This is a genomic window from Micromonospora sp. NPDC047187 (genome assembly GCF_040643355.1).
GTDB lineage: Bacteria > Actinomycetota > Actinomycetes > Mycobacteriales > Micromonosporaceae > Micromonospora > Micromonospora salmantinae.
The window spans coordinates 54,250-77,621 of record NZ_JBEYUF010000008.1 but is presented as its reverse complement, the minus strand read 5'-3'; the positions used below and the strand labels follow the sequence as shown (position 1 = coordinate 77,621).

The following is a 23,372-nucleotide window of genomic DNA, read 5'->3' as shown; positions in this document are numbered from 1 at the left end:
CTGCCGCCACAACTGAGGAGCACCAAAAATGCCCACGCCCACCAAGGGCCCCCGCCTCGGCGGCAGCCCCTCGCACGAGCGGCTGATGCTGGCCAACCTGGCGACCGCGCTGTTCCAGCACGGGAAGATCCAGACCACCGAGACGAAGGCCCGGCGGCTGCGCCCGCTGGCCGAGCAGCTCATCACCAAGGCCAAGCGCGGTGACCTCGCCTCGCGGCGTCGGGTGCTGGGTGTCGTCAAGGACAAGGACGTGGTCTACGCCCTGTTCGACCAGATCGCACCCCGGTACTCCAACCGCCCCGGCGGTTACACCCGGATCGTGAAGACCGGTCCGCGCAAGGGTGACAACGCGCCGATGGCCATCATCGAGCTGGTGGAGGAGCTTCAGGTCGCCGAGCCGAAGGCGAACAAGAAGACCGCCGCCCGCAAGGCCGCGCAGCAGGACAAGGTCGAGGCGCTCGCCCCGGCCGACGAGGCCCCGAAGTCGGCTCCGGCCGACCAGGACTCCGAGGCGCCGGTGTCGGCGTCCGGTGACACCGACGCCGCCCGCGAGGACAGCGACGAGGCCACCGAGAACAAGGCCTGATCAAGGGCATTGTCGGGCCCGGCACCCCATCGGGGTGTCGGGCCCGACCCGTAACAGGAGGTACGAGGTGGACGAGCGGATCCGGCTGCGGCTGGACGTCTCGTACGACGGCACCGACTTCTCCGGCTGGGCAGCCCAGCCGACCAGGCGCACCGTCGCGGGGGTGCTCGTCGAGACCCTGGACCTGGTCCTCGGCGTCGGTACGGCCACCGGGCTGACGGTGGCCGGGCGGACCGACGCGGGAGTGCACGCCACGGGGCAGGTGTGCCATGTGGACCTGCCCGTGGACGTGTGGCGGCAGCACGAGGGACGGCTGCTGCGTCGCCTGGCCCGGCTGCTCCCCACCGACGTGCGGGTACGGGCGATGACCGAGGTGCCGGCCGACTTCGACGCCCGGTTCTCGGCCACCTTCCGGCGCTACGAGTACCGGGTCACCGATGCGCCCTTCGGTGCCGAGCCGTTGCGCCGCCACGAGGTGCTGGCCTGGCCGAAGCCGTTGGACCTGGCCGCACTGAACGCCGCCGCGACCGGGCTGGTGGGGGAGCACGACTTCGCCGCGTACTGCCGACGCAAGGAGCACGCCACCACGCTGCGCGAGGTGACCCGACTGGACTGGCGTCGCGACCCGGACGGCATCCTGGTCGCCACAGTGCAGGCCGACGCGTTCTGCCAGGCGATGGTGCGCAGCCTGGTGGGAGCCATGCTGGTGGCCGGGGACGGCCGCCGCCCGGTCGAGTGGCCGGGAACCCTGCTCACCCGGCGGGAGCGGTCCAGCGAGGTGACAGTCGCTCCCGCGCGCGGGCTGACCCTGGTCGCCGTCGGCTACCCGGCAGATCCGGCCGAGTACGCCCACCGTGCCACCCTCACCCGCCGGTTGCGGGTGCCGATCGAGGGTTGACCGTCCGCACTGTCACTCGCCCGGCAGGTCGCCCTGGTTGGCGTTGCTGCCGGTGGGTGCCGCCGTCGGTTGCGCGGCGGTGCCACCGTCGGCCCGGCTTTGCAGCACGCCCCGGCTGAGGTGCAGCTCGATCATGTCGAACAGGATCTCGCGGACCTTGGCGTCACCCGCCTTGACCGCCGCCCCGTCCTTGCGGACCACCAGCGCGTACGCCAGGTAGTGGCCACGGACCTGCCAGCCGACGCGTGCCGGAGCGCTGGCCAGGACTTCGGTGCCGTCGCCGTCGTCGGCGGTGAGGCCCCGGAAACGGCCCTGCCGCTCGTCGAGCAGTTGCCGGAGTCGGTCTCGGACTCGTTCCGCGGTGACCTTGTCGGTGAGGTTGAACAGGCCGGCGGTGACCAGGTGGCTGTCGTCGGGCGTACTCAGCGTGGCCCGGACGACCTGGTTGCAGCCGAGCCGGACCAGCAGGTCGGCGACCTCGTCGGTGGCGGCTACGGCGCAACTGCCGCTGGACTGTGTCTTGAGCACCTGGTAGCTCGGCTGGCCGTCGGTGAGCTTCAGCTCCTTGCCGGGGAAGAGTTCCTTGGCGGTGAGCGGGGCCTGGTCGGTGTCCCGGGAGTCGAGGGCCAGCCGTTCCGCGGGTGCCGACGTCGGGGCGGCGTTCGGCTGGTACGTCGGGTTGCTCTGCGGCTGCTCGCCGCGGTCGATGAGCAGCGCGGCGGCGCCGAGGCCGCAGAGGGCGAGCAGCACCAGGACGGCTGCGCCGCCGATCAGTACCTGCCACAGGCGGCCGCCGCCGCGCCGGGCGGGCGGCTCCGCCGACGTCGCCGAGGTGTAGATCTGGCTGCGCGGCGGGGCGGGCGGGATGTCGGCACGCGTCGGCAGTGGCCGCGGCGCATCGGCGCGGGCGGCCGGACCGGGCTGCGGCACATCGGCACGGGCCGGCACCGGTTGCGACGAGGGCAGCGAGAGCTGGTTCGGCCGGGGCAGCGACGGCGTGGGGAAGCGCGACGGAGAGGGCCCGGCCGCCGGGGGCGGACCGGCGCCGAGCACCGACAGATCGGACCCGGGCTCCGGGTACTCCTCGAAAGCGTCCTCATCGGACTGGTACCGATACACCATGTCGCCCAGAGTAGGAGTCATTGTCCCTTTAGGGGGTAATATCGGGGAAATGTGCGGGTGGGCCGTGTCGGGTCCGCCCCGGACCGGTGCGAGAATTGCCTGGTGACCGGCGACCACTACTTCACCGCTCAGCCCACCAGCGACGCCCCGGCGCGCGAGGTCGAGTTCTCCGTCGCCGACCGCGACTACCGGCTCACCTCGGCCGGCGGAGTCTTCTCCGCCAGCCGGCTCGACCCGGGCACCGCGGTGCTGCTGCGCAAGGCCGAACTGCCCGCCACCGACACCACCGGCGACCTGCTCGACCTCGGCTGCGGGTTCGGGCCGATCAGCTGCGTGCTGGCCGACCTCGCGCCCACCAGCACCATCTGGGCCGTCGACGTCAACGCCCGGGCCCGCGAGCTGACCGCCGCCAACGCGGCTCGGGTCGGCGCCGCCGACCGGGTGCGGGTCAGCGCGCCGGACGACGTTCCGGACGGCGTCCGCTTCGCCCAGATCTGGTCGAACCCGCCCATCCGGATCGGCAAGGACGGGCTGCACGACCTGTTGCTGCGCTGGCTGCCCCGACTCGCCCCGGACGGCGTCGGCTGGTTGGTCGTCGCCCGGCACCTCGGCGGCGACTCGCTGCAACGCTGGCTCACCGAGCAGAGCTGGCAGGTCGAGCGGTACGCCAGCCAAAAGGGCTTCCGGGTGCTTCGCGTCACCCGGTAATTGGATATACCCCCCGACCCTCGTTGGGGCAGGATCCCGGCGTGGGATACGTGGACGTGGCAGCGGTCGGGCACATCCTGCCCGACGGTCGGGAACTCTTCGCCGACGTGTCGTTCCGGGTCGGGGAGGGCAGCAAGGTCGCCCTGGTCGGGCCGAACGGCGCGGGAAAGACGACGCTGCTCAGGATGGTCGCCGGCGACCTGCCGGTGCGCAGCGGCGTTGTCGCAAGGGCCGGCGGGCTGGGCGTGATGCGCCAGTTCATCGGCATGATCGGTGACGAGTCGACCCTCGCCGACCTGGCGTTGTCGCTGGCCCCGCCGGCGCTTCGCGACGCCGGCCGGCGGCTCGGCGAGACCGAGGCGGCCATGCGGGCGGCCGAGGCCCACGGCAAGTTCAGCAACGCCGCGGGCAAGGCCCAGCTGGCGTACGCCGATGCGCTCGGCGCCTGGGGCGAGGCCGGCGGGTACGACGCCGAGGTGCTCTTCGACACCGTCGCGACCATCGTGCTCGGCCAGCCGTGGGACGCCGTTCGGGACCGGCCGGTGCGTACCCTCTCCGGCGGCCAGCAGAAGCGCTTCGCCCTGGAGTTGCTGCTGCGCGGCCCGGACGAGGTGCTGCTGCTCGACGAACCGGACAACTTCCTCGACGTGCCCGGCAAACGCTGGCTGGAGGCGCGACTGCGCGAGTCGACGAAGTCGGTGCTCTACGTCTCGCACGATCGTGAGCTGCTGGCCCAGAGCGCCGACCGGGTGGTCGCCGTCGAGGGTGGCAGCGCCTGGGTACACCCGGGCGGCTTCGCCAGCTGGCACGAGGCTCGGGTGACTCGGCACGCCCGCCTCGACGAGCTGCGTCGGCGCTGGGACGAGGAGCACCAGAAGCTGCGCGAGCTGATGCTGATGTACAAGCAGAAGGCCGCGTACAACGACGGGTTGGCGTCGCGTTACCAGGCCGCGCAGACCCGGTTGCGCAAGTTCGAGGAGGCCGGGCCGCCGCCCGTACCGCCGAAGGACCAGGACATCCGGATGCGGCTCAGCGGCGGGCGGACCGGCAAGCGCGCGGTCATCTGCGAGCAGCTGGAGCTCGACGGCCTGACATTCCCCTTCGACCTGGAGATCTGGTACGGCGACCGGGTGGCGGTGCTCGGTGCCAACGGCACCGGCAAGTCGCACTTCCTGCGGCTGTTGGCCCGCGGCGGCACCGACCCGGACCCGGCGAACGGGCCGGTCGACGGCGCGGGCGCGCTCGCTCCGGTGACGCACGAGGGCACGGCCCGCCTCGGTGCCCGGGTCCGCCCCGGGCACTTCTCCCAGACCCACGACCGGCCGGAGCTGATGTCGAAGACGCTTGTCGAGATCCTCTGGCGGGGCGACGAGCACCGCACCGGGATGGACCGGCACGCGGCGATGGGTGTGCTCAGTCGCTACGAGCTGGCCGCGCAGGGCGACCAGCGCTTCGGCACGCTCTCCGGCGGGCAGCAGGCCCGGTTCCTGGTGCTGCTGTTGGAGCTGTCCGGGGCGACCCTGCTGCTGCTCGACGAGCCCACCGACAACCTCGACCTGGCCAGCGCGGAAGCGCTCGAAGCGGGCCTGAACGCCTTCGCGGGGACGGTTATCGCGGTCACCCACGATCGCTGGTTCACCCGCTCGTTCGACCGGTTCGTGCTGTTCCGAGGCGACAGCGAGGTGGTGGAGACCCCGGAACCGGTCTGGGACGTCGGGTGATCGGTCCCCGGCGGCGGTGCGTCCGGCCGGCATAGGGTGGATCTCGTGACTCAGATGACCTATCGCCGGCTGGGCGACTCCGGGCTCGTGGTGTCCGTGGTCGGCATCGGCTGCAACAACTTCGGCCGCAAGCTCGACCTCGACGGCACCCGGGCGGTGGTGGACGCCGCCCTGGACGCCGGGATCACCCTCTTCGACACCGCCGACATCTACGGCGAGCCGCAGGGCAGCTCCGAGGAGCTGCTCGGGCAGGCGCTCAAGGGGCGCCGGGACGACGTGGTGGTGGCCACCAAGTTCGGCATGGACATGAACGGCCTCAACGGGCCGGACTACGGTGCGCGAGGTGCGCGGCGCTACATCGCCCGCGCGGTGGAGGCGTCGCTGCGCCGGCTCGGCACCGACCACATCGACCTGTACCAGATGCACGAGCCCGACCCGGGCACCCCGATCGACGAGACCCTCGCCGCCCTGGACGACCTGGTCCGCGACGGCAAGGTGCGCTACCTGGGCAACTCCAACTTCACCGGCTGGCAGATCGCCGACGCGGACTGGGTCGCCTCGTCCAACGGTCGGTCCCGCTTCGTCAGCGCGCAGAACCACTACAGCCTGGTGGAGCGCTCGGTGGAGGCCGAGGTGATTCCGGCGTGTGAGCGGTTCGGCCTCGGCATGCTGCCGTTCTTCCCGCTCGCCAACGGCCTGCTCACCGGCAAGTACAAGCGCGAGGCTCAGCCGCCGGCCGGCAGCCGGCTCTCCGGCGGTGGCCGGTACGCGGAGCGGCTCGCCGCTGCCGACTGGGACACCATCGAGGCGATCGAGGCGTACGCGGCCGAGCGGGGTCTGACGATGCTCCAGGTGGCGATCGGCGGCCTGGCCGCCCAGCCGGCGGTGACCTCGGTGATCGCCGGTGCCACCACGCCCGAGCAGGTGCGTGCCAACGCCGCGGCCGGCGTCTGGGAGCCCAGCGACGACGATCTGGCAGCGCTGCGCGCCGTCCTTTGAGTCGAACGAGATCGGGCCGGGCCGCTCGTCGCGGCCCGGCCCGGTCGTTGAACGCTGTCTGGTCAGTCGGTGCGGCGGCGGCCGAAGAGCATGGCCACCCCCATCGCCGCGGCGACGAGCACGAGACCGGCCGCCGCGAACGGCCACCAACCGGTGCCCGACCCGCCGTCCACCGGCTTGGTCACCGCGACCGGCGCGGGCGCCGGCGGTGACTGCGCCGCCTTCGCCTGCACCGTGGCGGTGGCCTTGCTCTGAAGTGGAGCGGGGGAGTTCACCGACACCTTCCACGTGCCGGTGGAGAGCACCGGGCCGCTGCTGTAGAAACCGTGCCCCTCGGGCTGCGGTTCGAGCTGCACCGGCCCGACCCGCTGCCCGTCCGGGCCGGTGGCGGTGAGGACCAACCGCACCACCTGCTCCAGCCGGCGGCCATCGGCGTAGGTGGCCTGGATGGTGACGCCCTGAGCCCCGTCGCCGGCCACGGTGAGTTTGAGCTTGTCGGCCTGCGCCGCCGGGGCGGCCTGAGCAGCCTGCGCCGCCGGGGCGGCGGCGGACAGGGTCAGGGCCAGTCCGACGAACACGGCGGCCAGCACCTTGCGGATACCCGTCACGGACATCTCCTCCCTACCGATGAGGGAGGCCCCTCCCCGACGCCGCAGCGCCGAGGAGGGGCCTCGTCGGATCAGAGCTGACGACCGGGTGCCAGCCGGGTGGCATCGCCACCGAGCCGCCCGGTGCCCTTGACCGAGTCGCCGTCGTTCGCCTTGACCCCGGCCTTGCTGGCCGCGCCGCCGAGCCGAACGATCATGGCGTCGGCGTCCCGGATCAGGACGTCTCGGACCTCCGCCTCGGGCACCAGCGTGGCATCGCTGGCGAGCGTCCGGAACGCGGTCAGCTGCCGGACGGCAGCCTTGTCGTCGCCGGCCGCCTCGGACGCGCGAACAGCGTCGAGCTTGTTCGACAGCTGCTTGTGCGCCTTGGTCGAGAGCCGCCCCGTCGCCTTGAACCGGTCCAGCAGACTCTGCATGTCCCGGAACGAGGTGGTGACGAAGAACCGGACCGTCGAGGTGGTCTTGTTGCCCGCCTTGTCGGTAGCGGTCACGGTCAGCTCGTGCAGGCCGAGCGACAGGTCGTACATGGCCTGCAGAGTGCCACTGGTGTACGCCTGGCCGTCGAGCTGACCGACCACGCTCGCGATGCCCGAGGTCGGGTCGACGGCCTGCCAGGCCACCCGGACGTCCTGGCTGTCGCCGTAGAGCTGACCGTCGGCCAGCCCGGACACCAGCAGCGTCGGCTTGGTGCCGTCGATGCGCAGCACCGCCGACTTCAGCGTCTCGACGTTGCCCGCCTTGTCCGCCGAACGGAACAGCAGCTCGTGCTGCCCGTCACCGGTCACCTCGATCGGCGTCGAGTACGGCGCCCACGCGCCACCGTCCAGCGACCACTCCACCGTCTTGACGCCGGAACCGGCGTCGGTGGCGGCCAGCACGACCGGGATCGTCCCGTCGTGCCAACCGGCGTCGTTAGCCGGAGCGAACGTCGCCGAGGTCACCGGCGCGGTGGCGTCGATCTTGACCGAGACGGTCTTGGTCGCCTCCACGTTGCCGGCCTTGTCCGTCGAGCGGAACCGGAGCTCGTGCTCGCCGTCCCCGCTGACGGCCACCGGAGCGGTGTACGCCGTCCAGGTGGTGGCCCCGTCCAGCTGGTACTCCGTACCGGCGAGCCCGCTACCGCCGGCCTCGTCGGCACCGGTGAGCGTGATCGTCACCGGCCCGGTGTGCCACCCGTCGGTCGGGGTGCCGGAAACCGCCGAGGTGGTCACCGGCGCCGTCTCGTCGGCCACCTCCGTGCTGAGCCGGAAGTAGTCGAACGAGGCGGTCTTCGACGCCGTCTGGTTGGCGCCGAGGGTGAACAACCCGACCTTCGGGGTTGCCCCGACCGCGCTGTTGGTCAGCGTCTCCAACGCGGTCCAGGTCGTCCCGTCGGCCGAGTACGACGCGGTGAACGTGTCGCCCGTGCGGGCCAGCCGCAGGTGCCACACCGCCGAGGTCAGGTTGCCCGCCTCGGGCTGCGGGTTCTGGACCACCCCGGCGATCTCGCTGCGGAACTCGATCCGCCGCGTCACCGCCTGGCCGGCCTGGTTGTCCGCGATGAAGTCGAGCTTCACGTAGTTGTCGTCGTCCGCCTGCACGAGCAGACCGGCCTGCTGGTACTGCTCGTTCAGCAGGCTGCCGTCGACCTTCGTCTCCAGGGTCCAGTCGCCGGACGGCGCGGTCTGGAGGATGAAGTTCTTCGGCCCGGTGTTGTCGGTGCCGTAGATGTCACCGTTGGGCACGTCGATCCGCAGCGCGCCATCGGTGACCCGGTAACCGCTCGGGTCCTCCCGCGTCACTGCGTCCCACCGGCACTTGTCCAACGTGCTACCGGTGAACTCGTCCGACGGGTCGACCGGGCCGGCCGGAGCGTCCGGCGTGACCTGGAACGAGTCGAACGCGGCGTCGACAACCGGCGCCTCGGTGCCTCCGTTGAGCGCGAAGACCCCGATCCGCGGGTTGGTGATGCCCTCGAGCGCGGCCGAACGGCCGACCGGGGTGAAGGTCTGCCCGTCGGCCGAGACGGCCGCGGTCAGGTTCGTCCCGTCGCTGGTGATCCGCAGGTACACGGTGTCACCCGCCGGTGCGGCGGTCCTGTCGTCGGCCTCGTTGCGCGGCGTGCCGGCCGTCTCCCGAATGAACTCCACCGCCCGGCTGCCGTTGTACAGCAGGTCCAGCTTGGCGTAGTTGTCGTCGTCGCCGTACACCAGCAGGCCGGCCTGCTGGTAGTTGGCCGTCACCGGCAGGGTGACCTTGGTGGTCATCTCCCACGCGCCGGTCGGGGCCGCCTGGAGCACCAGGTTGGTGGCGTCGTTGCGAGCGCCGTAGAGGTCACCCACGCCGGTGGGTAGCCGCAGCGCGCCGCCACTGAGCGAGTAGAGCTGGTTCTCCCGGACGACGCTGGTCCAGCGCTCCTTGTCGAGGCTGTTGCCGTTGAAGTCGTCCGAACGCGCCCCGAAGCAGGACGTGTCCGGCGCGTCGACCCGCACCGGCACCGTGGCGTACGACTTGGCGCCCTTGCTGTCGGTCACCGTGAGGGTGGCCGTGAAGGTGCCCGGGCTGGTGTAGGTGTGGCTGGCGTCCAGTGTGGTCGCCGAGCCTCCGTCACCGAAGTCCCAGGCGTACGTCAACGGGGTGTCGCCCTCGGCGTCGGTGGCCGTGCCGTCGAAGGCGACGGTGACCGGTGCGGTGCCGGTGGCCGGGGTGGCAGTGGCGCTGACCACCGGCGGCCCGTTCTCGGTGACACCGCGGCCGACGAAGTCCATCCAGTTGACGTTGAACAGCGAACCCGTTCCGCCGTTCGGATCGCGGGCCAGGAAGTACAGCGAGCCGCTCGCAGCGCCGGTGACCGGTGCGCTCACGTCCGTGTACGTCTGCCACGCGCCGGTCGACGGTACGACGGCCGTGGCGACCACCGGTCCGTCAACGGCACCCGCGCGCACCTCGATCCGACCACCAGCGGCGGCGGAGGCGGCCCGGAACCGGATCTCGGTGATGTTTGTCAGGTCCGCCGGGGCGACCGACCACCAGTCACCGTCCTCGATGAACGCGATGCTCTGGCCGCCACCGGCGGTGTCGGCGCCGGCCTCCCGCTGCACGCCGGGGTCTCCACCGCCGGTGCTCACCGGGGCACGCCCGGTGGCGGTGAAGTACTCGGCCTGCTTCTGCTTCGGCTGCAGAACCTCGATCTGCCGACCGGTCAGGGCACCGGCGCCGCCGGCACCACCCTCGTCGGTGTAGGTCGCCTCGAAGACCGCGAAGACGTTCGCCTCGGCGCCGTGCCCGGAGGCGAGCGACGTCTGGACGGTGCCGGTGCAGCCGGTGTGCTGCTCCAGCGGGTGGGCGTGCTCGTCGTGACCGAGCAGCACCTGAAGCTGCACCCGGTCACAGTCGATCTGCCCGTCCTCGGGGTCGGTCACCTTGATCGAGTAGCGGACCTGGTCACCCCAGTTGAAGAAACCGCCGTCCGGTGGGAACTCGATGGAGACCGTCGGGGCGGTGTTGCCCACGGTGACCGGCACGTTGGCCACCGCGGTCCGGCCCTTGGGGTTGGTGACGGTGAGCTGGGCGGTGTAGTTGCCCGCCGTGGCGTACGTGTGGGTCGGGTTGGCCTCGGTCGAGGTCTGCCCGTCGCCGAACGTCCAGGCGTAGGTGAGCGTGCCACCGTCCGGGTCCCGGGAGCCGGCGCTGGAGAAGGTCACCGTCAACGGCGCCGGACCCGAGGTCGGGTTGGCGGACGCCGCGGCGATCGGGGCGCGGTCACCGGCGGTGTAGTCGATCCGGTAGACGCCCGAGTTGTCGTTGTTGCCGCCGAAGCCGCTGCCCCACTCGATCAGGTACAGCGCCCCGTCCGGGCCGAACTCGAAGTCCATCGGCCGGACCATGCTCATGCCGGTGAGCAGCTGGTTGATGTCCACCAACGACTTGCCGTCGGGGGTCAGCTGCATGGTGTACATCTTGTTCTGGTTCCACTCGCCGAGCAGAGCCTTGCCGTCGTAGTACGCCGGCCACTTGCGGTTCGAGTTCAGGTCGGCGTCGTAGCGGTAGACCGGGCCGCCCATCGGGGCGCCGCCGCCACCGATCTCCGGGTAACGCGCGTCACCGGCGTACCCGTAGTCGACGGTCGCCGGGACCACCGGCGGGAGGTTGGTCAGGCCCGTGTTGTTTGGCGAGTTGTTCACCGGGGCGGCGCAGTCGAACTTCGGACCGCTCGGGCCGGACGGGAACGTGTAGTCGTTGTACGCCTCGTTCGTGCCCGTGCAGTACGGCCAGCCGTAGTTGCCCGGGGTGACGACGTTCCACTCGACCAGACCGCGGGGGCCCCGGTTCGGGTTGTCCGCGTTGGCGTCCGGTCCGTAGTCCGCGACGTACAGCGTGTTGGTCTTCGGGTCGGTGCCGATCCGGAACGGGTTGCGGAAGCCCATCGCGTAGATCTCGGGACGGGTCTTCTCGGTGCCCGCCGCGAAGAGGTTGCCCGCCGGAACGGTGTACGTCCCGTCGTCCTCCGGGTGGATCCGGATCACCTTGCCGCGCAGGTCGTTGGTGTTGCCGGAGGTGCGCTGCGCGTCGTAGTCCTGGCGCCCTGCCCGCTCGTCGATCGGCGTGTACGAGTTCGACTCGAACGGGTTGGTGTTGTCACCGGTGGCCAGGTACAGGTTGCCGTCGCCGTCGAAGGCCATGCTGCCGCCGGCGTGGCAGCAGGTGTTGCGCTGCGTGTCGACCCGCAGCACCTGCTTCTCGCTGGCCAGGTCGATGGTGTCGCCGGTCACCGTGAACCGGGACAGCAGGTTGCGGGTGACCCCGTCGTTCGGGGCGTAGTACAGGTACACCCAGTTGTTGGTGGCGAAGTCCGGGTCGAGCCGGATGCCGATGAGACCGTCCTCGTTACCGGTGAAGACGTCCAGGTCAACGGCGGTGACGGTGTTGCCGGTGTCCGGCTTCACGATCTGCACGCGACCGTCGCGCTCGATGTAGAAGACCCGCCCGTCGGGGGCGACGTCCAGCTCCATCGGGTTGCTGGTGTTGCTGTCCAGCGTGACCTTCTCGAAGTTCGAGGTCTTCGAGGCGCCGCAGTCGGCGTTCTCGACGCCGGCCGCGGTGCGGATGCCGCCGAGCAGGTGGGAGAGGAACTCGGGCTCGGCGTACGACTCCCGGGTGTGCCCGCCGCCGGTGTACCAGGAGCGGCCACCGTCGTAGTCCTGACACCAGGCGATCGGGTGGTCCGCACCCATCGCGCCGGCACCGGCGGTGTAGCTCTTCTCGTCCAGGCTGGCCAGCACGTGCACGTCCGGCCGGGGGTTGGTCTGGTAGTTGTACCACTCGTCGAAGCGGGACCACCGGTCCGGCAACCCGGCCGTGGACGGGTGGGCGTGGTCCTCCACCTTGACAGTGGCCTGCTGGTTCTGCGGGTGGTTGGCGAAGTACGCGCCAACCAGGTCGCCGTACCAGGCCCAGCTGTACTCGGTGTCCGACGCGGCGTGGATGCCGACGTAGCCGCCGCCGGCCTTCACGTAGCGCTCGAACGCCGCCTGCTGGTCGGCGTTGAGCACGTCGCCGGTGGTGGAGAGCCAGATCACCGCCTTGTACTTCGCCAGGTTGGCGTCGTTGAATGCGGCGCCGTCCTCGGAGTTGTCCACGGTGAATCCGTTGTCGACGCCGAGCTGCTGGATGGCGGCGACGCCGGTGGGGATGGAGTCGTGCCGGAAGCCGGCGGTCTTGGAGAAGACGAGGACGGAGAAGGGATCGGCCGCGGCCTTTGGCGCCTTCGGCGCCACCTGGCTGACCGGGGCTGCGGCTTTCGCATCCCGTGGGGGAACCTGGGCGGCCGCCTGCGCGGGCGCGCCGAACAGGGTGGTCGAGGCCATGGCCAGGGAGATCAGGGTTGCGGTGATGGGTAAGCGGGCACGACGAGAACGGGACACGCCGCCTCCTGTGTCGTAGTGACAGAGCTCGCGGGAGTCGGCTCGCCGAAGGCCGTCCCTGATGGAGCCGGTGGTCACACCGTGTCAGGGTGCCCCCACCGACATTTTGTCGAATCGCTGAACAAATTAATTCGGCTGGCTCGATGTCGGGCAAGATGCGGACGGGTAACGGTTCTGCAACGGGGGGCGACATTCCGAACAGGACCGTATGAAGTGCCCCATTGGATCTCGCTCGTTTTGACGCGGCCCGCCGGCCGGCCACCGCCGACCCCGCGCCTTGGCAGGCCGGCGGATCTGTCGTACGGTGACACGCAAGTAACCCACGGGAGCCCGGTGTACCGGGCTGAGAGGGGGGCTGACAGCCCCCGACCGTCGAACCTGATCCGGGTAATGCCGGCGCAGGGAGGAGCGTTGCCGTGCCGTCCCTGGGGCGATTGCATCTCATCACCGACACCCGACCGGGTCGCGACCCACTCGCCGTGGTTCGCGCCGCCCTCACAGTGGCCCACGCCGATCTGGTGGTGCAGGTCCGGGTCGAGGATTCCGCCACCGACCGCGAGGCGTACGACCTGACCCGGCGGGTGCTCGCGCTCTGCGCGTCGTACCGGGCGACCTGCCTGGTCAACGACCGGTTGCACGTGGCGCTGGCGGTGGGCGCCGCCGGTGGGCACGTCGGCGCCGATGACCTGCCGGTCGCCGCCGCCCGCCGGGTGCTCGGCCCCACCGGTGTACTGGGCGCCACCGCTCGCGCGCCGGGCCCGGCGCGCGAGGCCGTCGCGGCGGGCGCCAGCTACCTGGGCGTCGGGCCGTGTCACACCACCAGCACCAAGACCGGCCTGCCGGACCCCATCGGGCCCGCCGGGGTACGCGCCGTCGTCGACGCCGTCGACGTCCCGGTCATCGCGATCGGCGGAGTGACCGCCGCCCGGGTGCCGGCGCTGCGGGCCGCCGGGGCGTACGGGGTGGCGGTGGTCGGTGCCGTCTCCGCCGCCGCCGACCCGGCACGGGCAACCGCCGAGCTGATCGAGGCCCTGACGTGCTGACCGGCCGGTTCCCGTCACCGCCGTCGAGCGACCGGGTCCGGCCGGACGTGGCAGTGGTGGGTGCGGGGCCGATCGGGCTGGCGATCGCCTGGCGTTGCGCCGCGCGCGGGCTGCGGGTGGTGGTGCACGATCCGGCGCCCGGCTCGGGGGCGTCGGCGGTGGCAGCCGGCATGCTCTCCCCGGTCGCCGAGGCGTACTTCGGCGAGCGGCAGTTGACCAAGTTGCTGCTGGCGTCCGCCGCCCGCTGGCCGGCGTTCGCCGCCGAGTTGACCGAGACGACCGGAGCCGAGATCGGCTACCGGACCGATGGCACCCTGATGGTCGGGCTCACCGGCGACGACCTGGCCGAGGCGCGCCGGCTGTGGGCGTACCAGCAGGGGTTGGGCCTGCCCGTGACGCCGCTGCGCCCCAGCGAGCTGCGCGACCGCGAACCGGCGCTCGCCCCACGGGTGCGCGGCGGCGCGCTCGCGCCCACCGACCATCAGGTCGACCCCCGGCTGCTGGTGCCGGCGCTGCGCACGGCCGCGCAGCGGGCCGGCGCGGCGCTCGTGCCGCAGCCGGTCCGGCGTCTGTCCGATGTGGAGGCACCGGTCACCGTTGTCGCCGCCGGCTGCGGGGCCGCCGCGCTCACCGGCCTGCCGGTGCGGCCGGTGAAGGGCCAGATCCTCCGGCTGCGCGCGCCCGACGGCGTCGCGCCGGGCTTCCGGCACGTGATCCGGGGGTACGCCGACGGCGAGCACGTCTACCTGGTGCCCCGCGCCGACGGTGAGGTAGTGCTCGGCGCGACTGTCGAGGAGCGCTCGGACACCACTGTCACCGCCGGCGCTGTGCAACGGCTGCTGCGCGCCGGGGTCGACCTGCTGCCCGAGCTGGCCGAGTACGACCTGGTCGAGGCGGTCGCCGGGCTGCGCCCGGGCACCCCGGACAACGCGCCGATCCTCGGGCCGCTGCCCGACCGACCGGACGTCCTGGCCGCCACCGGGCACCACCGGCACGGCATCGTGCTCACCCCGATCACCGCCGACCTGATCGCCGACCTGGTGCTCGGCGGCGTACCCGACCCGCTGCTCGCGCCCTTCCGGGCCGACCGCTTCGGCGGTGCCGCGGTGGCCGCGTCGGGCGGACCTGAACCGACGATGGAGGGGGACCTGTGGAGTTGACCGTGAACGGGGCCGGGCGCAGCGTCGCCGCCGGCGCGTCAGTGGCGGACCTGGTCCGCGACATCGTGCCGCACCCACGTGGGGTGGCGGTCGCTGTCAACGGCGAGGTGGTGCCCCGGACCGGCTGGCCGGCCCGGGCACTGCGCGACGGTGACCGGGTCGAGGTGCTCACCGCGGCGCAGGGCGGGTGAGCGGCGTGCCGTTCGAACTGGGTGGAGAGACCTTCACCTCACGGCTGATCCTCGGCACCGGTGGCGCCGCGAACCTGCACGTCCTGGAGCAGGCGATCCGGGCGTCCGGCACCGAGCTGGTCACCCTGGCGCTGCGCCGGGTGGGCACGGCGCCGGGCTCCACCGGTGGGCTGCTGGAACTGCTGGACCGGTGCGGCGTACGCCTGCTGCCGAACACCGCCGGCTGCCACACCGCCACCGAGGCAACAAAGGTGGCCCGGTTGGCCCGGGACGCGTTCGACACCGACTGGGTCAAGCTGGAGGTGATCGGCGACGAGCGGACGCTGCTGCCCGACGGGGTGGAGCTGCTCCGCGCCGCCGAGGAGTTGGTCGCCGACGGCTTCACGGTGCTGCCGTACACCAGCGACGACCCGGTGCTCGCCCGCCGCCTCGCCGATGTGGGCTGCGCCGCGGTGATGCCGGCCGGCTCCCCGATCGGCTCGGGGCTCGGCATCGGCAACCCGCACCACATTCGACTCATCCGGCAGGGTGTGGACGTGCCGGTGATCCTCGACGCCGGCATCGGCACCGCGTCCGACGCGGCGCTGGCCATGGAGCTGGGCTGTGACGGGGTGCTGCTGGCGAGCGCTGTCACCCGGGCGGCCGACCCGGTGGCGATGGCCACCGCGATGCGGTACGCGGTGGAGGCGGGCCGGCTGGCGGCCCAGGCCGGCCGGATCGAGCGCCGCTTCCACGCGCTCGCCTCCACCCCCGACGAGGGAAGACCCGAGCTGTGACCGGCTTGGTGCCGCCCACGGATCTTGGAAGCAATCTGCCCCTGGAGGGGCCTGTTCTTTCCAAGATCCCGTCGGGGGTTGTCGTCCTGACCGATCGGCTGGCCGCTTCCCGGGGGCTTGAGCGGGTTATCGCGGGAGCCGTTGCCGGGGGAGTGCGCTGGGTGGTGCTGCGGGAGAAGGACCTGCCCCGCGCCGAACGCGCCGCCCTCGCCGCCGACCTGCGCGCGATCCTCGCCGACGTCGGCGGAACCCTCATCGTGGCCGGCCCCGACCCGCTCGGCGGCGACGCCGTGCACCTGCCCGCCGCCGGCCCGTACCCGCCACCGACCCACCCTATGGTCGGCCGCTCCTGCCACGACGCAACCGAGCTGAACCGCCTGACCACCGAGCACTACGCCACCATCTCCCCAATCTGGCCCACAAAGACAAAACCGGGCTACGGCCCACCATTGGGTGTTGCGGGGTTGGGCAGCCTGGTCCGCGCCAGCCCGGTGCCCCTGCTCGCCCTCGGCGGAGTCGAGACACCAGAACAGGTAACCGCCTGCGTCAAGGCGGGAGCCGTCGGGGTAGCGGTGCTCGGCGCGATTATGCGGGCCACAAACCCGGCCGAGACAGCGACGAGTCTGACCAGCGCCTTCAAAAAGGCGGTCACCCCCAAGCTCTCAAAACCCGGCACGGGGTCACCCAGGTCCCCAACCGCAACCAAAGACGAGGGAAAATGACCCCGCGAACACTGCTGACCATCGCCGGCTCGGACTCCGGCGGCGGCGCAGGCATCCAGGCCGACCTCAAGGTCTTCGCCGCGCTGGGCGCGTACGGCACCAGCGTCCTCACGGCGGTCACCGCGCAGAACACCCGGGGTGTCGACGCGGTGCTGCCGCTGCCCCCGCGCACTGTCACCGAGCAGCTGGAAAGCGTGCTCACGGATTTCACAGTGTGCGCCGTGAAGACCGGGATGCTCGGCACCCCGGCGATCGCGGACGTGGTGGCCGAGGCCGCCCGGGACGGCCGGCTGCCTCAACTCGTCGTCGACCCGGTGCTCGTCGCCACGAGCGGTCACCGGCTCGGCGTGGTGGGTGCGGTGGAGCGGCTGCTGCCGTACGCCACTGTGGCGACCCCGAACTGCGCGGAGGCCGCGGCGATCACCGGACGCCCGGTGGACGACGTGGCCGCGATGGTCGTGGCCGCCGAGGCCCTGGTGGCCGGTGGCCCGGAGTTCGTGGTGGTCACGGGCGGTGACCTGGACGGGGGCGAGGCGGTCGACGTGCTGCACGGCGGCGGAGTCACCACAGTGTTGCGCGCACCCCGGGTGACCACCCGGCACACCCACGGCACCGGGTGCTCGTTCTCGGCGGCGATCGCGGTGCGGCTCGGTATGGGTGACCCGGTGCCGGCCGCCGTGGGGACCGCCAAGGAGTACGTGCTCCGTGCGCTGACCGGCGCGCGGGGCTGGGAGCTGGGCGCGGGACGTGGGCCGCTGAACCACTTCGGCTGGTCCGCTTGATCACCAGGGAGGCTGTCATGCACGCACGAGGCAAGGTGTACGTCGAGGGTTCGCGGCCGGATGTCCGGGTGCCGTTCGCGGAGGTGGGGCTGACCGGGGACCTGCCGCCGGTGCGGCTCTACGACACGTCCGGCCCTGGTTCGGACCCGGAGGTGGGGCTGCCGCCGCTGCGCGGGCCGTGGATCGCCGAGCGGGGTGACGTGGCCCCGGTGCGGGGTGCGGGCACGCCACTCGCCGGGGTGGACGGTCGTCGGCCCACCCAGCTCGCGTACGCGCGGGCCGGTGTGGTGACGCCGGAGATGGAGTTCGTGGCGATCCGGGAGAACGTCGAACCGGAACTCGTGCGGGCCGAGATCGCCGCCGGTCGGGCGGTGCTCCCACTCAACGTCAACCACCCGGAGTGCGAGCCGGCGATCATCGGGAAGGCGTTCCTGGTCAAGGTGAACGCCAACATCGGCACCTCGGCGGTCAGCTCGTCGGTCGCGGAGGAGGTGGAGAAGCTGACCTGGGCCACCCGCTGGGGCGCGGACACCGTGATGGACCTGTCCACGGGCAAGCGGATCCACGAGACCCGTGAGGCGATCGTGCGGAACTCGCCGGTGCCGATCGGAACGGTGCCGATCTACCAGGCGTTGGAGAAGGTCGGCGGCGACCCGGTGAAGTTGAGCTGGGAGGTGTTCCGGGAAACCGTGATCGAGCAGGCCGAGCAGGGCGTGGACTACATGACTGTGCACGCCGGGGTGCTCCTGCCGTACGTGCCGCTGGCAGTGGACCGGGTGACCGGGATCGTGTCCCGCGGCGGTTCGATCATGGCGGCGTGGTGCCTGGCGCACCACGAGGAGAACTTCCTCTACACCAACTTCGAGGAACTGTGCGCGCTGCTCGCGCGCTACGACGTGACGTTCTCTCTCGGCGACGGGCTGCGCCCCGGGTCGATCGCCGACGCCAACGACGAGGCGCAGTTCGCCGAGCTGCGCACCCTCGGTGAGCTGACGAAGATCGCCTGGGCGTACGACGTCCAGGTGATGATCGAGGGCCCCGGTCACGTACCGATGCACAAGATCAAGGAGAACGTGGACCTTCAGCAGGAGTGGTGCCACGAGGCGCCCTTCTACACGCTCGGTCCGCTGACCACCGACATCGCGCCCGCGTACGACCACATCACCTCGGCGATCGGCGCCGCGATGATCGGCATGTTCGGCACCGCGATGCTCTGCTACGTCACGCCGAAGGAGCACCTCGGCCTGCCGGACCGGGACGACGTGAAGGCGGGCGTGATCGCGTACAAGATCGCGGCCCACGCGGCGGACCTGGCCAAGGGGCACCCCGGCGCGCAGGCCTGGGACGACGCCCTGTCGAAGGCGCGGTTCGAGTTCCGCTGGGAGGATCAGTTCAACCTCTCGCTGGACCCGGAGACGGCGCGTTCGTACCACGACGCGACCCTGCCCGCGGAGCCGGCGAAGACCGCGCACTTCTGCTCGATGTGTGGCCCGAAGTTCTGCTCCATGAAGATCACCCAAGAGCTCAAGGAGTACGCCGCGCGCGGCATGAAGGACAAGTCGGAGGAGTTCGTCTCCGGCGGGAGCCGGGTCTACCTACCGCTCGCCTGACCCTTCCAGGCTGGGCCGTCCCGGCGTTGTGAGCGACGCCGGGACGGTCCGCGTGGGCCGGTGCAGGGGGTGTCGACAAAGCGACCGGTCGGGTGTGTCGGTGCGCTGGGTGGTGGAGTCAGTCGCGGTGGGTCATTCGCGGTGGTGTCGACCGGTGGAGCGCAACGACCGGCGGCCGTTCTCCTGCTCGGGCTCGTTGTCCGACACCGGCTTGCTCAGACCGGCGACCCAGTCGACGAATTCCTCGTCCTGGGACGCCAGCGGCTCGGCTTCGTCCGACGTCTTCGGGCTCTCCTCGTCGGCGTGGGACCGGTTGCGGCGGAACAGCCCCCCGAGCCGCCCTCGCCGGGAGGGCTGCTCTGCCACCTTCGGACCCGTCGGCGTTGCCGACGTGGTGTCGGTAGGCGTCAGATCGCCGGTACCGGCGGCGCTGTCGCTGGTGGCGGCGGCACCGGAGGGCGCGCCCACCGTGCCCGGGAACTCCGTCGGAGCCGGGTTTCCGACCGGAGTGGTCGTCTCGCCGGCTTCGGTCGGCCCTGTCCGTGCCGTCGAGCTGTCCTGCGATTCCGCCGACCCGCGGCGCCGCGAGGTGTCGAACGCGTTCCAGGTGCCGGCCCTGCTCAGATCCGGTAATGGTGCCCGATGCCGGGACCTGGGCGTCGGCCCGGTCGGCGCGTCGGGCCTGCTCGACCCATCCGATGCCGTCGCCTCCGGCTCGGAGGCTTGCGGTGGCACCGTCCACGTCGAGGTGACCGGCCAGGCCGACGGTGCGGGCGTCCACCGGTCCGTGTCCGGGTCATTGGCGGCGGTTGCCCCGAACAACCCGGCGGCGGGAACGTCCTCGGCGGTGGGCCGCGCGCTGTCGGTGTCACGAGCCTCGGCTGTTGCGGAATCGCTGGTCGGGGAGGTCATGTCGGCCGGTGCTACCTTGCTGCCCGTGTCGGCCCTCGGGGCGAGCGGGTTGGCTTCCGCGCCAACCTGGCCGGCCGCGGTGCTCGCCGCCGCCGCTGCTCGCGTCGCGCCGGTTGCGGTGGCCGGTGCTGGTGTCGTCCCGGCTCCGGCTCCGGTGGTCGGGGTCTGGGTGGCGACGGTTGACGTGGTGGGGGACTCCGGGCTGGCGGGCACCTGTGTCGCGCCGGTTTTGGCGGTCGTCGAGGCGGCCGGTGCTCGCTTCGAGCCGGTGGCGGGTGCTCGCTTCGCGCCGGTAGCGGTGGTCCGGGCTGCTGCCGTGCCAGAGGCAGCAGCCGAGGTGACCTCGGAGGTCGAACTTGACCGCTCACCCGGGCTTCCCCGGCTGGGTGCCGGAGCGTCGGTGGCCGCGTCGGAGGCGGTGCTGTCGGCGGAACTGCCCGGCCGGGTGCCCTTCGCGGCGCGGCCGGTGGTCGTCTCGCTGGTGGTTGCGTCGGTGGTAGTCCCGCGAGTGGTCGTCTCGCTGGTGGTTGCCGAACCGGCAGGGGACGTGTCGTCAGCCACGTCGGAGGCGGTGGCGTCCGGGTTGGCTTTCGACTTACGGCCGCGTCGCGGCTTGATCGTCAGCGGCGCCTCGGGCGTGCCGTGGTCGGCCGTGCCCGCGCTGCTCGCCTCCGTGCCGGTCGTGCCGGAACCGGGTGCGCCGGTGCCACTCGGGGTGGCGGCGGACTTGCGGGTGAGGCGCCCACCGGTCGGCCTGCCGCTGGTCGCCGCGCTGCCGCTCGTGTCCGTCGCGGTGCTGCCGCTCGTGTCCGTCGCGGTGCTGCCGCTCGTGTCCGTCGCGGTGCTGCCGCTCGTGTCCGTCGCGGTGCTGCCGGTCGTGTCCGTCGCGGTGCTGCCGGTCGGCTCGTCGACCGCGCGGCCGCCCGTCGGGGTCGCGGCGTCGGCGCGTCCGGCCGTGGTGCCGGCCGTTGTGCCGGTCGCGGTGACACCGGTGACGATGCTGACGTCGGTGCCGGCGGAGGGCTCGGTAGTGGCCAGGACCTCATCCTGGCGCGGGGGCGTCTGCCCTGCGGCGGTGAACTCACCGGTCGGCGCGGTCAGCCAGGCGGCGGGCTGAGTGGGAGCGGCGGGAGTCGGTGCGGCAGGAGTCGCAGTGGCGGGGCCCGGGCCGTGCTGTCCGCTCGCGGTGGTCTCCGGCCAGTCCCAGTGGGCCGGGACGGTGCGTACGGCATCGGGGTCGCCCGTCGCCCCCGGACCCGCAACGACGCCGGCGGGCTTCGTGCTGGTGGCCAGCTCGGCGTTTGTCGTCTCCGTGTCGGTGCGCTCGGCGCTGTCCCGGTCGTTCGCCGCGCTGTCCCGGTCGTTCGCCGCGCCGGGCAGTGCCGGGCCGGCGGGCAGCGGGCGCAGGATGGCGGTGGGCTCGATCGCCTGCGGATCGGCGGTACGAGTGCCCGTCGGCCAGCGCAGCAGCGCGGCGGCGGCCGCGCCGAGCGCTCCGGCGAGGATCGCGATCAACGAGCCGTAGTAGGGGGCGGTCTGGTAGCGGTCCACCGCGTCACCCGGACCGGCGGTCAGGTAGGCGAACGCCACCAGCACCGGACCGGCCAGCCCGGTGGCCCCGCTGACCAGTGGAGCCTGGCCCCGCCAGCGAGCCAGCCCGGCGGTCGCCGCGCCGGCCAGCAGCGCCACGATGGGCAGCAGGAGCAGCGCCAGCCGTTGTGCGGCGGCGTCGTCGAGCCAGCTCGGCTCCAGTACGCCGAGCCGGACGGTCGGCAGTGGGCCGGCCGTGCCGAGCGACGGCAGGACGGAGATCAGCGCCAGCAGCCAGACCACGCCGGCCACGGCCGCCATGTTCCATCCCAGCTCGGGCCGGAACAGGACGGCGATCGCCGCGCCCGCCCCGATCACCGCACCGACCATGGCGCAGATGCCCACCGCCCAGACCGGGTCAACGGAGATCAGCTCCGCGGCGCGGGCGGGCTGCATGCAGAGCGGGGCGATGACTGTGGCGCCGAGCGCTGCCGCGCCGCCGACGGCCAACTGCCGGCCGGTGCCGGCCGCCGGGGCGTCGCGGCGAGCGAGGCGTCCGGTCAGGACGGCGCCGGCGACGGCTGCGTTCGCGGCGAACCAGCCCACCCAGACGAGCTGGGCCGGCCACTGGTTGACTGTCGTACCGGTGAATGCGCCGGTCAGGCGGACGATGCCGAAACCGTACGCGACGCCGAGCTGGCCGGCTCCGGCCAGCACGCTCACCCCGAGCGCCGTGAGCAGCAGTCTGCCCCAGGTCCGAAAGGCCATGTCCGGCACGTTACGCACCTGGTACACCCGATCGCCACCGGCGCGCCGCGAGGCACGCCGGTGGCCATCGGCGGGTCTACTTGAGTTCGACCAGCCGTGCGAGGTAAGTCGTATCCCCGACATTGGTCAGCATGTGCACCGCGCCCGGGTCCCGGTAGACGACCCCGCCGGTGGGCTCGTCGGCGTCGATCCGGGTGCCGTCGATGGTCTGTACGACGTTCTTGGCGCCCTCGATCGCCACCACCAGGTAGGGGTGGTCGTGCCGGTGCAGCGGTTGCCGCTCGCCCGGCTCGAGGCGGATGTGCCAGACCCGGACCCGGTCGTTCTCGTACACGATCTCCTGACCCACCGGTCCGAGTTCGGTTCCGTCGATCACGTCGGTCATCGTGCTCCGTCCAGTTGGGGCAGCACCTCGGCGGCGATCAGCTCGAGGTGGTCGAGATCATCGAAGTCGATCAGGCGCAGGTGGACCCGGGTGGTGCCGATCGCGGCGAACTCGCCGAGTCGCTGCGCGAGCTGCGCGGGGGAGCCGACCACCGGGTCCTCCGGTGGCAGCGCGCTCTTCTCGTGCAGGGGCGCGGCCCGACGCTGGGCCTCCGCGTCGGTCCGGCCGATGGCGACGACGATCCCGGCGGACAGCACCAACGGGGCGCGCCCGGACTCCGTCCGTCCGGTGCGCTCACACGTCTCGCGCACTCGGTCGTACGCCTCTGCGGTGGCGGCCACGGACTTGAACGGCATGTTGAACTCGTCGGCGTACCGGGCGGCCAGTTCGGGTGTGCGCTTGGGGCCACGCCCGCCCACGATGATCGGCGGGCCGGGCACCTGCACCGGCTTGGGCAGGGCGGGAGCGTCCACCAGCCGGTAGTGGTCGCCGGTGAAGCTGTACGTCTCGCCGGGCGGGGTTGCCCACAACCCGGTGATCACCTCGAGCTGCTCGGCCAGCCGGTCGAAGCGCTCGCCGACCGCCGGGAACGGGATTCCGTACGAGGTGTGCTCACGCTCGTACCAGCCGGCGCCGATGCCGAGGTCGACCCGGCCACCGCTCATCTGGTCGACCTGCGCGACCATCACCGCGAGAGGGCCGGGCAGGCGGAACGTGGCCGACGTCACCAGGGTGCCGAGTCGAATCCGCTCGGTTTCCCGGGCCAGCGCGGCGAGGGTCAGCCAGGCGTCCGTGGGGCCGGGCAGGCCCGGGTCGGCGCCCATCGACTGGTAGTGGTCGGCGCGGAGAAAGCCCTCGTAGCCGCAGGCCTCGACCAGCCGCGCGAACCGGAGCTGGGTGTCGTAGCTGGCACCACGGTTCGGCTCGGTGAAGACCGACACCCGCATG

At 72.1% G+C, this 23,372-nt stretch carries 18 protein-coding genes and 1 riboswitch; of the genes, 12 read left to right on the top strand and 6 right to left on the bottom strand.

Going from position 1 to position 23,372, the window contains the following annotated elements; all coding sequences use genetic code 11:
- Positions 1 to 28 precede the first annotated feature (28 nt).
- The gene (gene rplQ / locus ABZ794_RS15835) at positions 29 to 586 is read left to right on the top strand and encodes a 50S ribosomal protein L17 (RefSeq protein WP_091402374.1); all 558 of its coding nucleotides are present in this window, start codon (positions 29 to 31) and stop codon (positions 584 to 586) included.
- 67 nt (positions 587 to 653) lie between these two features.
- Complete coding sequence (gene truA, locus ABZ794_RS15830) at positions 654 to 1,484, top strand: tRNA pseudouridine(38-40) synthase TruA (RefSeq protein WP_210784129.1); 831 nt, start codon at positions 654 to 656, stop codon at positions 1,482 to 1,484.
- 12 nt (positions 1,485 to 1,496) lie between these two features.
- Here truA and ABZ794_RS15825 read toward each other — a convergent pair whose 3' ends face one another.
- Positions 1,497 to 2,606, bottom strand: a complete 1,110-nt coding sequence (locus tag ABZ794_RS15825) for a hypothetical protein (RefSeq protein WP_238689130.1) — start codon at positions 2,604 to 2,606, stop codon at positions 1,497 to 1,499.
- A 102-nt stretch (positions 2,607 to 2,708) separates the two neighbouring features.
- Between ABZ794_RS15825 and ABZ794_RS15820 the strand changes: the two genes are divergently transcribed.
- From ABZ794_RS15820 to ABZ794_RS15810, 3 genes are read left to right on the top strand one after another with little or no spacing between them, the layout of a single operon-like run.
- Positions 2,709 to 3,314, top strand: a complete 606-nt coding sequence (locus ABZ794_RS15820) for a methyltransferase (RefSeq protein ID WP_210784131.1) — start codon at positions 2,709 to 2,711, stop codon at positions 3,312 to 3,314.
- Positions 3,315 to 3,355: 41 nt separating this feature from the next.
- Complete coding sequence (locus ABZ794_RS15815) at positions 3,356 to 5,035, top strand: ATP-binding cassette domain-containing protein (protein WP_210784132.1); 1,680 nt, start codon at positions 3,356 to 3,358, stop codon at positions 5,033 to 5,035.
- A 36-nt stretch (positions 5,036 to 5,071) separates the two neighbouring features.
- Positions 5,072 to 6,034 carry an aldo/keto reductase gene (locus ABZ794_RS15810; RefSeq protein ID WP_357516054.1) on the top strand — a complete coding sequence of 321 codons (963 nt, stop codon included), beginning with the start codon at positions 5,072 to 5,074 and terminating at the stop codon, positions 6,032 to 6,034.
- A gap of 62 nt (positions 6,035 to 6,096) precedes the next feature.
- Here the strand turns inward: ABZ794_RS15810 and ABZ794_RS15805 are convergent, their stop codons facing one another.
- Both ABZ794_RS15805 and ABZ794_RS15800 read right to left on the bottom strand, forming a co-directional pair.
- Positions 6,097 to 6,642 carry a hypothetical protein gene (locus ABZ794_RS15805; protein ID WP_210784133.1) on the bottom strand — a complete coding sequence of 182 codons (546 nt, stop codon included), beginning with the start codon at positions 6,640 to 6,642 and terminating at the stop codon, positions 6,097 to 6,099.
- A 71-nt stretch (positions 6,643 to 6,713) separates the two neighbouring features.
- Positions 6,714 to 12,545 (bottom strand): ThuA domain-containing protein, encoded by a 5,832-nt coding sequence (locus tag ABZ794_RS15800; protein ID WP_210784134.1) that lies wholly within the window; start codon positions 12,543 to 12,545, stop codon positions 6,714 to 6,716.
- Between the two features lie 312 nt (positions 12,546 to 12,857).
- Positions 12,858 to 12,967, top strand: a riboswitch (TPP riboswitch).
- Here ABZ794_RS15800 and thiE point away from each other — a divergent pair.
- The 7 genes from thiE (at position 12,962) to thiC (ending at position 18,829) form a co-directional block, all read left to right on the top strand.
- Complete coding sequence (gene thiE / locus ABZ794_RS15795; protein ID WP_145790326.1) at positions 12,962 to 13,588, top strand: thiamine phosphate synthase; 627 nt, start codon at positions 12,962 to 12,964, stop codon at positions 13,586 to 13,588. Its footprint overlaps the riboswitch before it by 6 nt.
- Entirely contained in the window at positions 13,585 to 14,748 is a 1,164-nt protein-coding gene (gene thiO / locus ABZ794_RS15790) for a glycine oxidase ThiO (protein WP_357516135.1), read from the top strand. Before thiE ends, thiO begins: the two co-directional genes overlap by 4 nt.
- The gene (thiS, locus tag ABZ794_RS15785; RefSeq protein WP_210784135.1) at positions 14,739 to 14,939 is read left to right on the top strand and encodes a sulfur carrier protein ThiS; all 201 of its coding nucleotides are present in this window, start codon (positions 14,739 to 14,741) and stop codon (positions 14,937 to 14,939) included. The genes thiO and thiS overlap by 10 nt, the downstream gene beginning before the upstream one ends.
- Positions 14,936 to 15,715: a thiazole synthase gene (locus tag ABZ794_RS15780; RefSeq protein WP_210784136.1), complete on the top strand. Its 780-nt coding sequence runs from the start codon at positions 14,936 to 14,938 to the stop codon at positions 15,713 to 15,715. The genes thiS and ABZ794_RS15780 overlap by 4 nt, the downstream gene beginning before the upstream one ends.
- 65 nt (positions 15,716 to 15,780) lie before the next feature.
- Positions 15,781 to 16,437, top strand: coding sequence for a thiamine phosphate synthase (locus ABZ794_RS15775; RefSeq protein ID WP_307850560.1), 657 nt, complete (start codon positions 15,781 to 15,783; stop codon positions 16,435 to 16,437).
- On the top strand, positions 16,434 to 17,219 hold the full coding sequence (gene thiD / locus ABZ794_RS15770) for a bifunctional hydroxymethylpyrimidine kinase/phosphomethylpyrimidine kinase (protein WP_357516052.1): 786 nt from the start codon (positions 16,434 to 16,436) through the stop codon (positions 17,217 to 17,219). Before ABZ794_RS15775 ends, thiD begins: the two co-directional genes overlap by 4 nt.
- 17 nt (positions 17,220 to 17,236) lie before the next feature.
- Positions 17,237 to 18,829: a phosphomethylpyrimidine synthase ThiC gene (gene thiC, locus ABZ794_RS15765; RefSeq protein ID WP_112601253.1), complete on the top strand. Its 1,593-nt coding sequence runs from the start codon at positions 17,237 to 17,239 to the stop codon at positions 18,827 to 18,829.
- 132 nt (positions 18,830 to 18,961) lie between these two features.
- On the opposite strand, the gene ABZ794_RS15760 is transcribed toward thiC, so the two are convergent.
- From ABZ794_RS15760 to ABZ794_RS15750, 3 genes are all read right to left on the bottom strand, one after another.
- Complete coding sequence (locus tag ABZ794_RS15760) at positions 18,962 to 22,039, bottom strand: hypothetical protein (protein WP_357516049.1); 3,078 nt, start codon at positions 22,037 to 22,039, stop codon at positions 18,962 to 18,964.
- A 76-nt stretch (positions 22,040 to 22,115) separates the two neighbouring features.
- Entirely contained in the window at positions 22,116 to 22,424 is a 309-nt protein-coding gene (locus tag ABZ794_RS15755; RefSeq protein WP_007465195.1) for a cupin, read from the bottom strand.
- The gene (locus tag ABZ794_RS15750; RefSeq protein WP_210784139.1) at positions 22,421 to 23,371 is read right to left on the bottom strand and encodes an LLM class F420-dependent oxidoreductase; all 951 of its coding nucleotides are present in this window, start codon (positions 23,369 to 23,371) and stop codon (positions 22,421 to 22,423) included. Before ABZ794_RS15750 ends, ABZ794_RS15755 begins: the two co-directional genes overlap by 4 nt.
- Position 23,372: the final 1 nt, after the last annotated feature.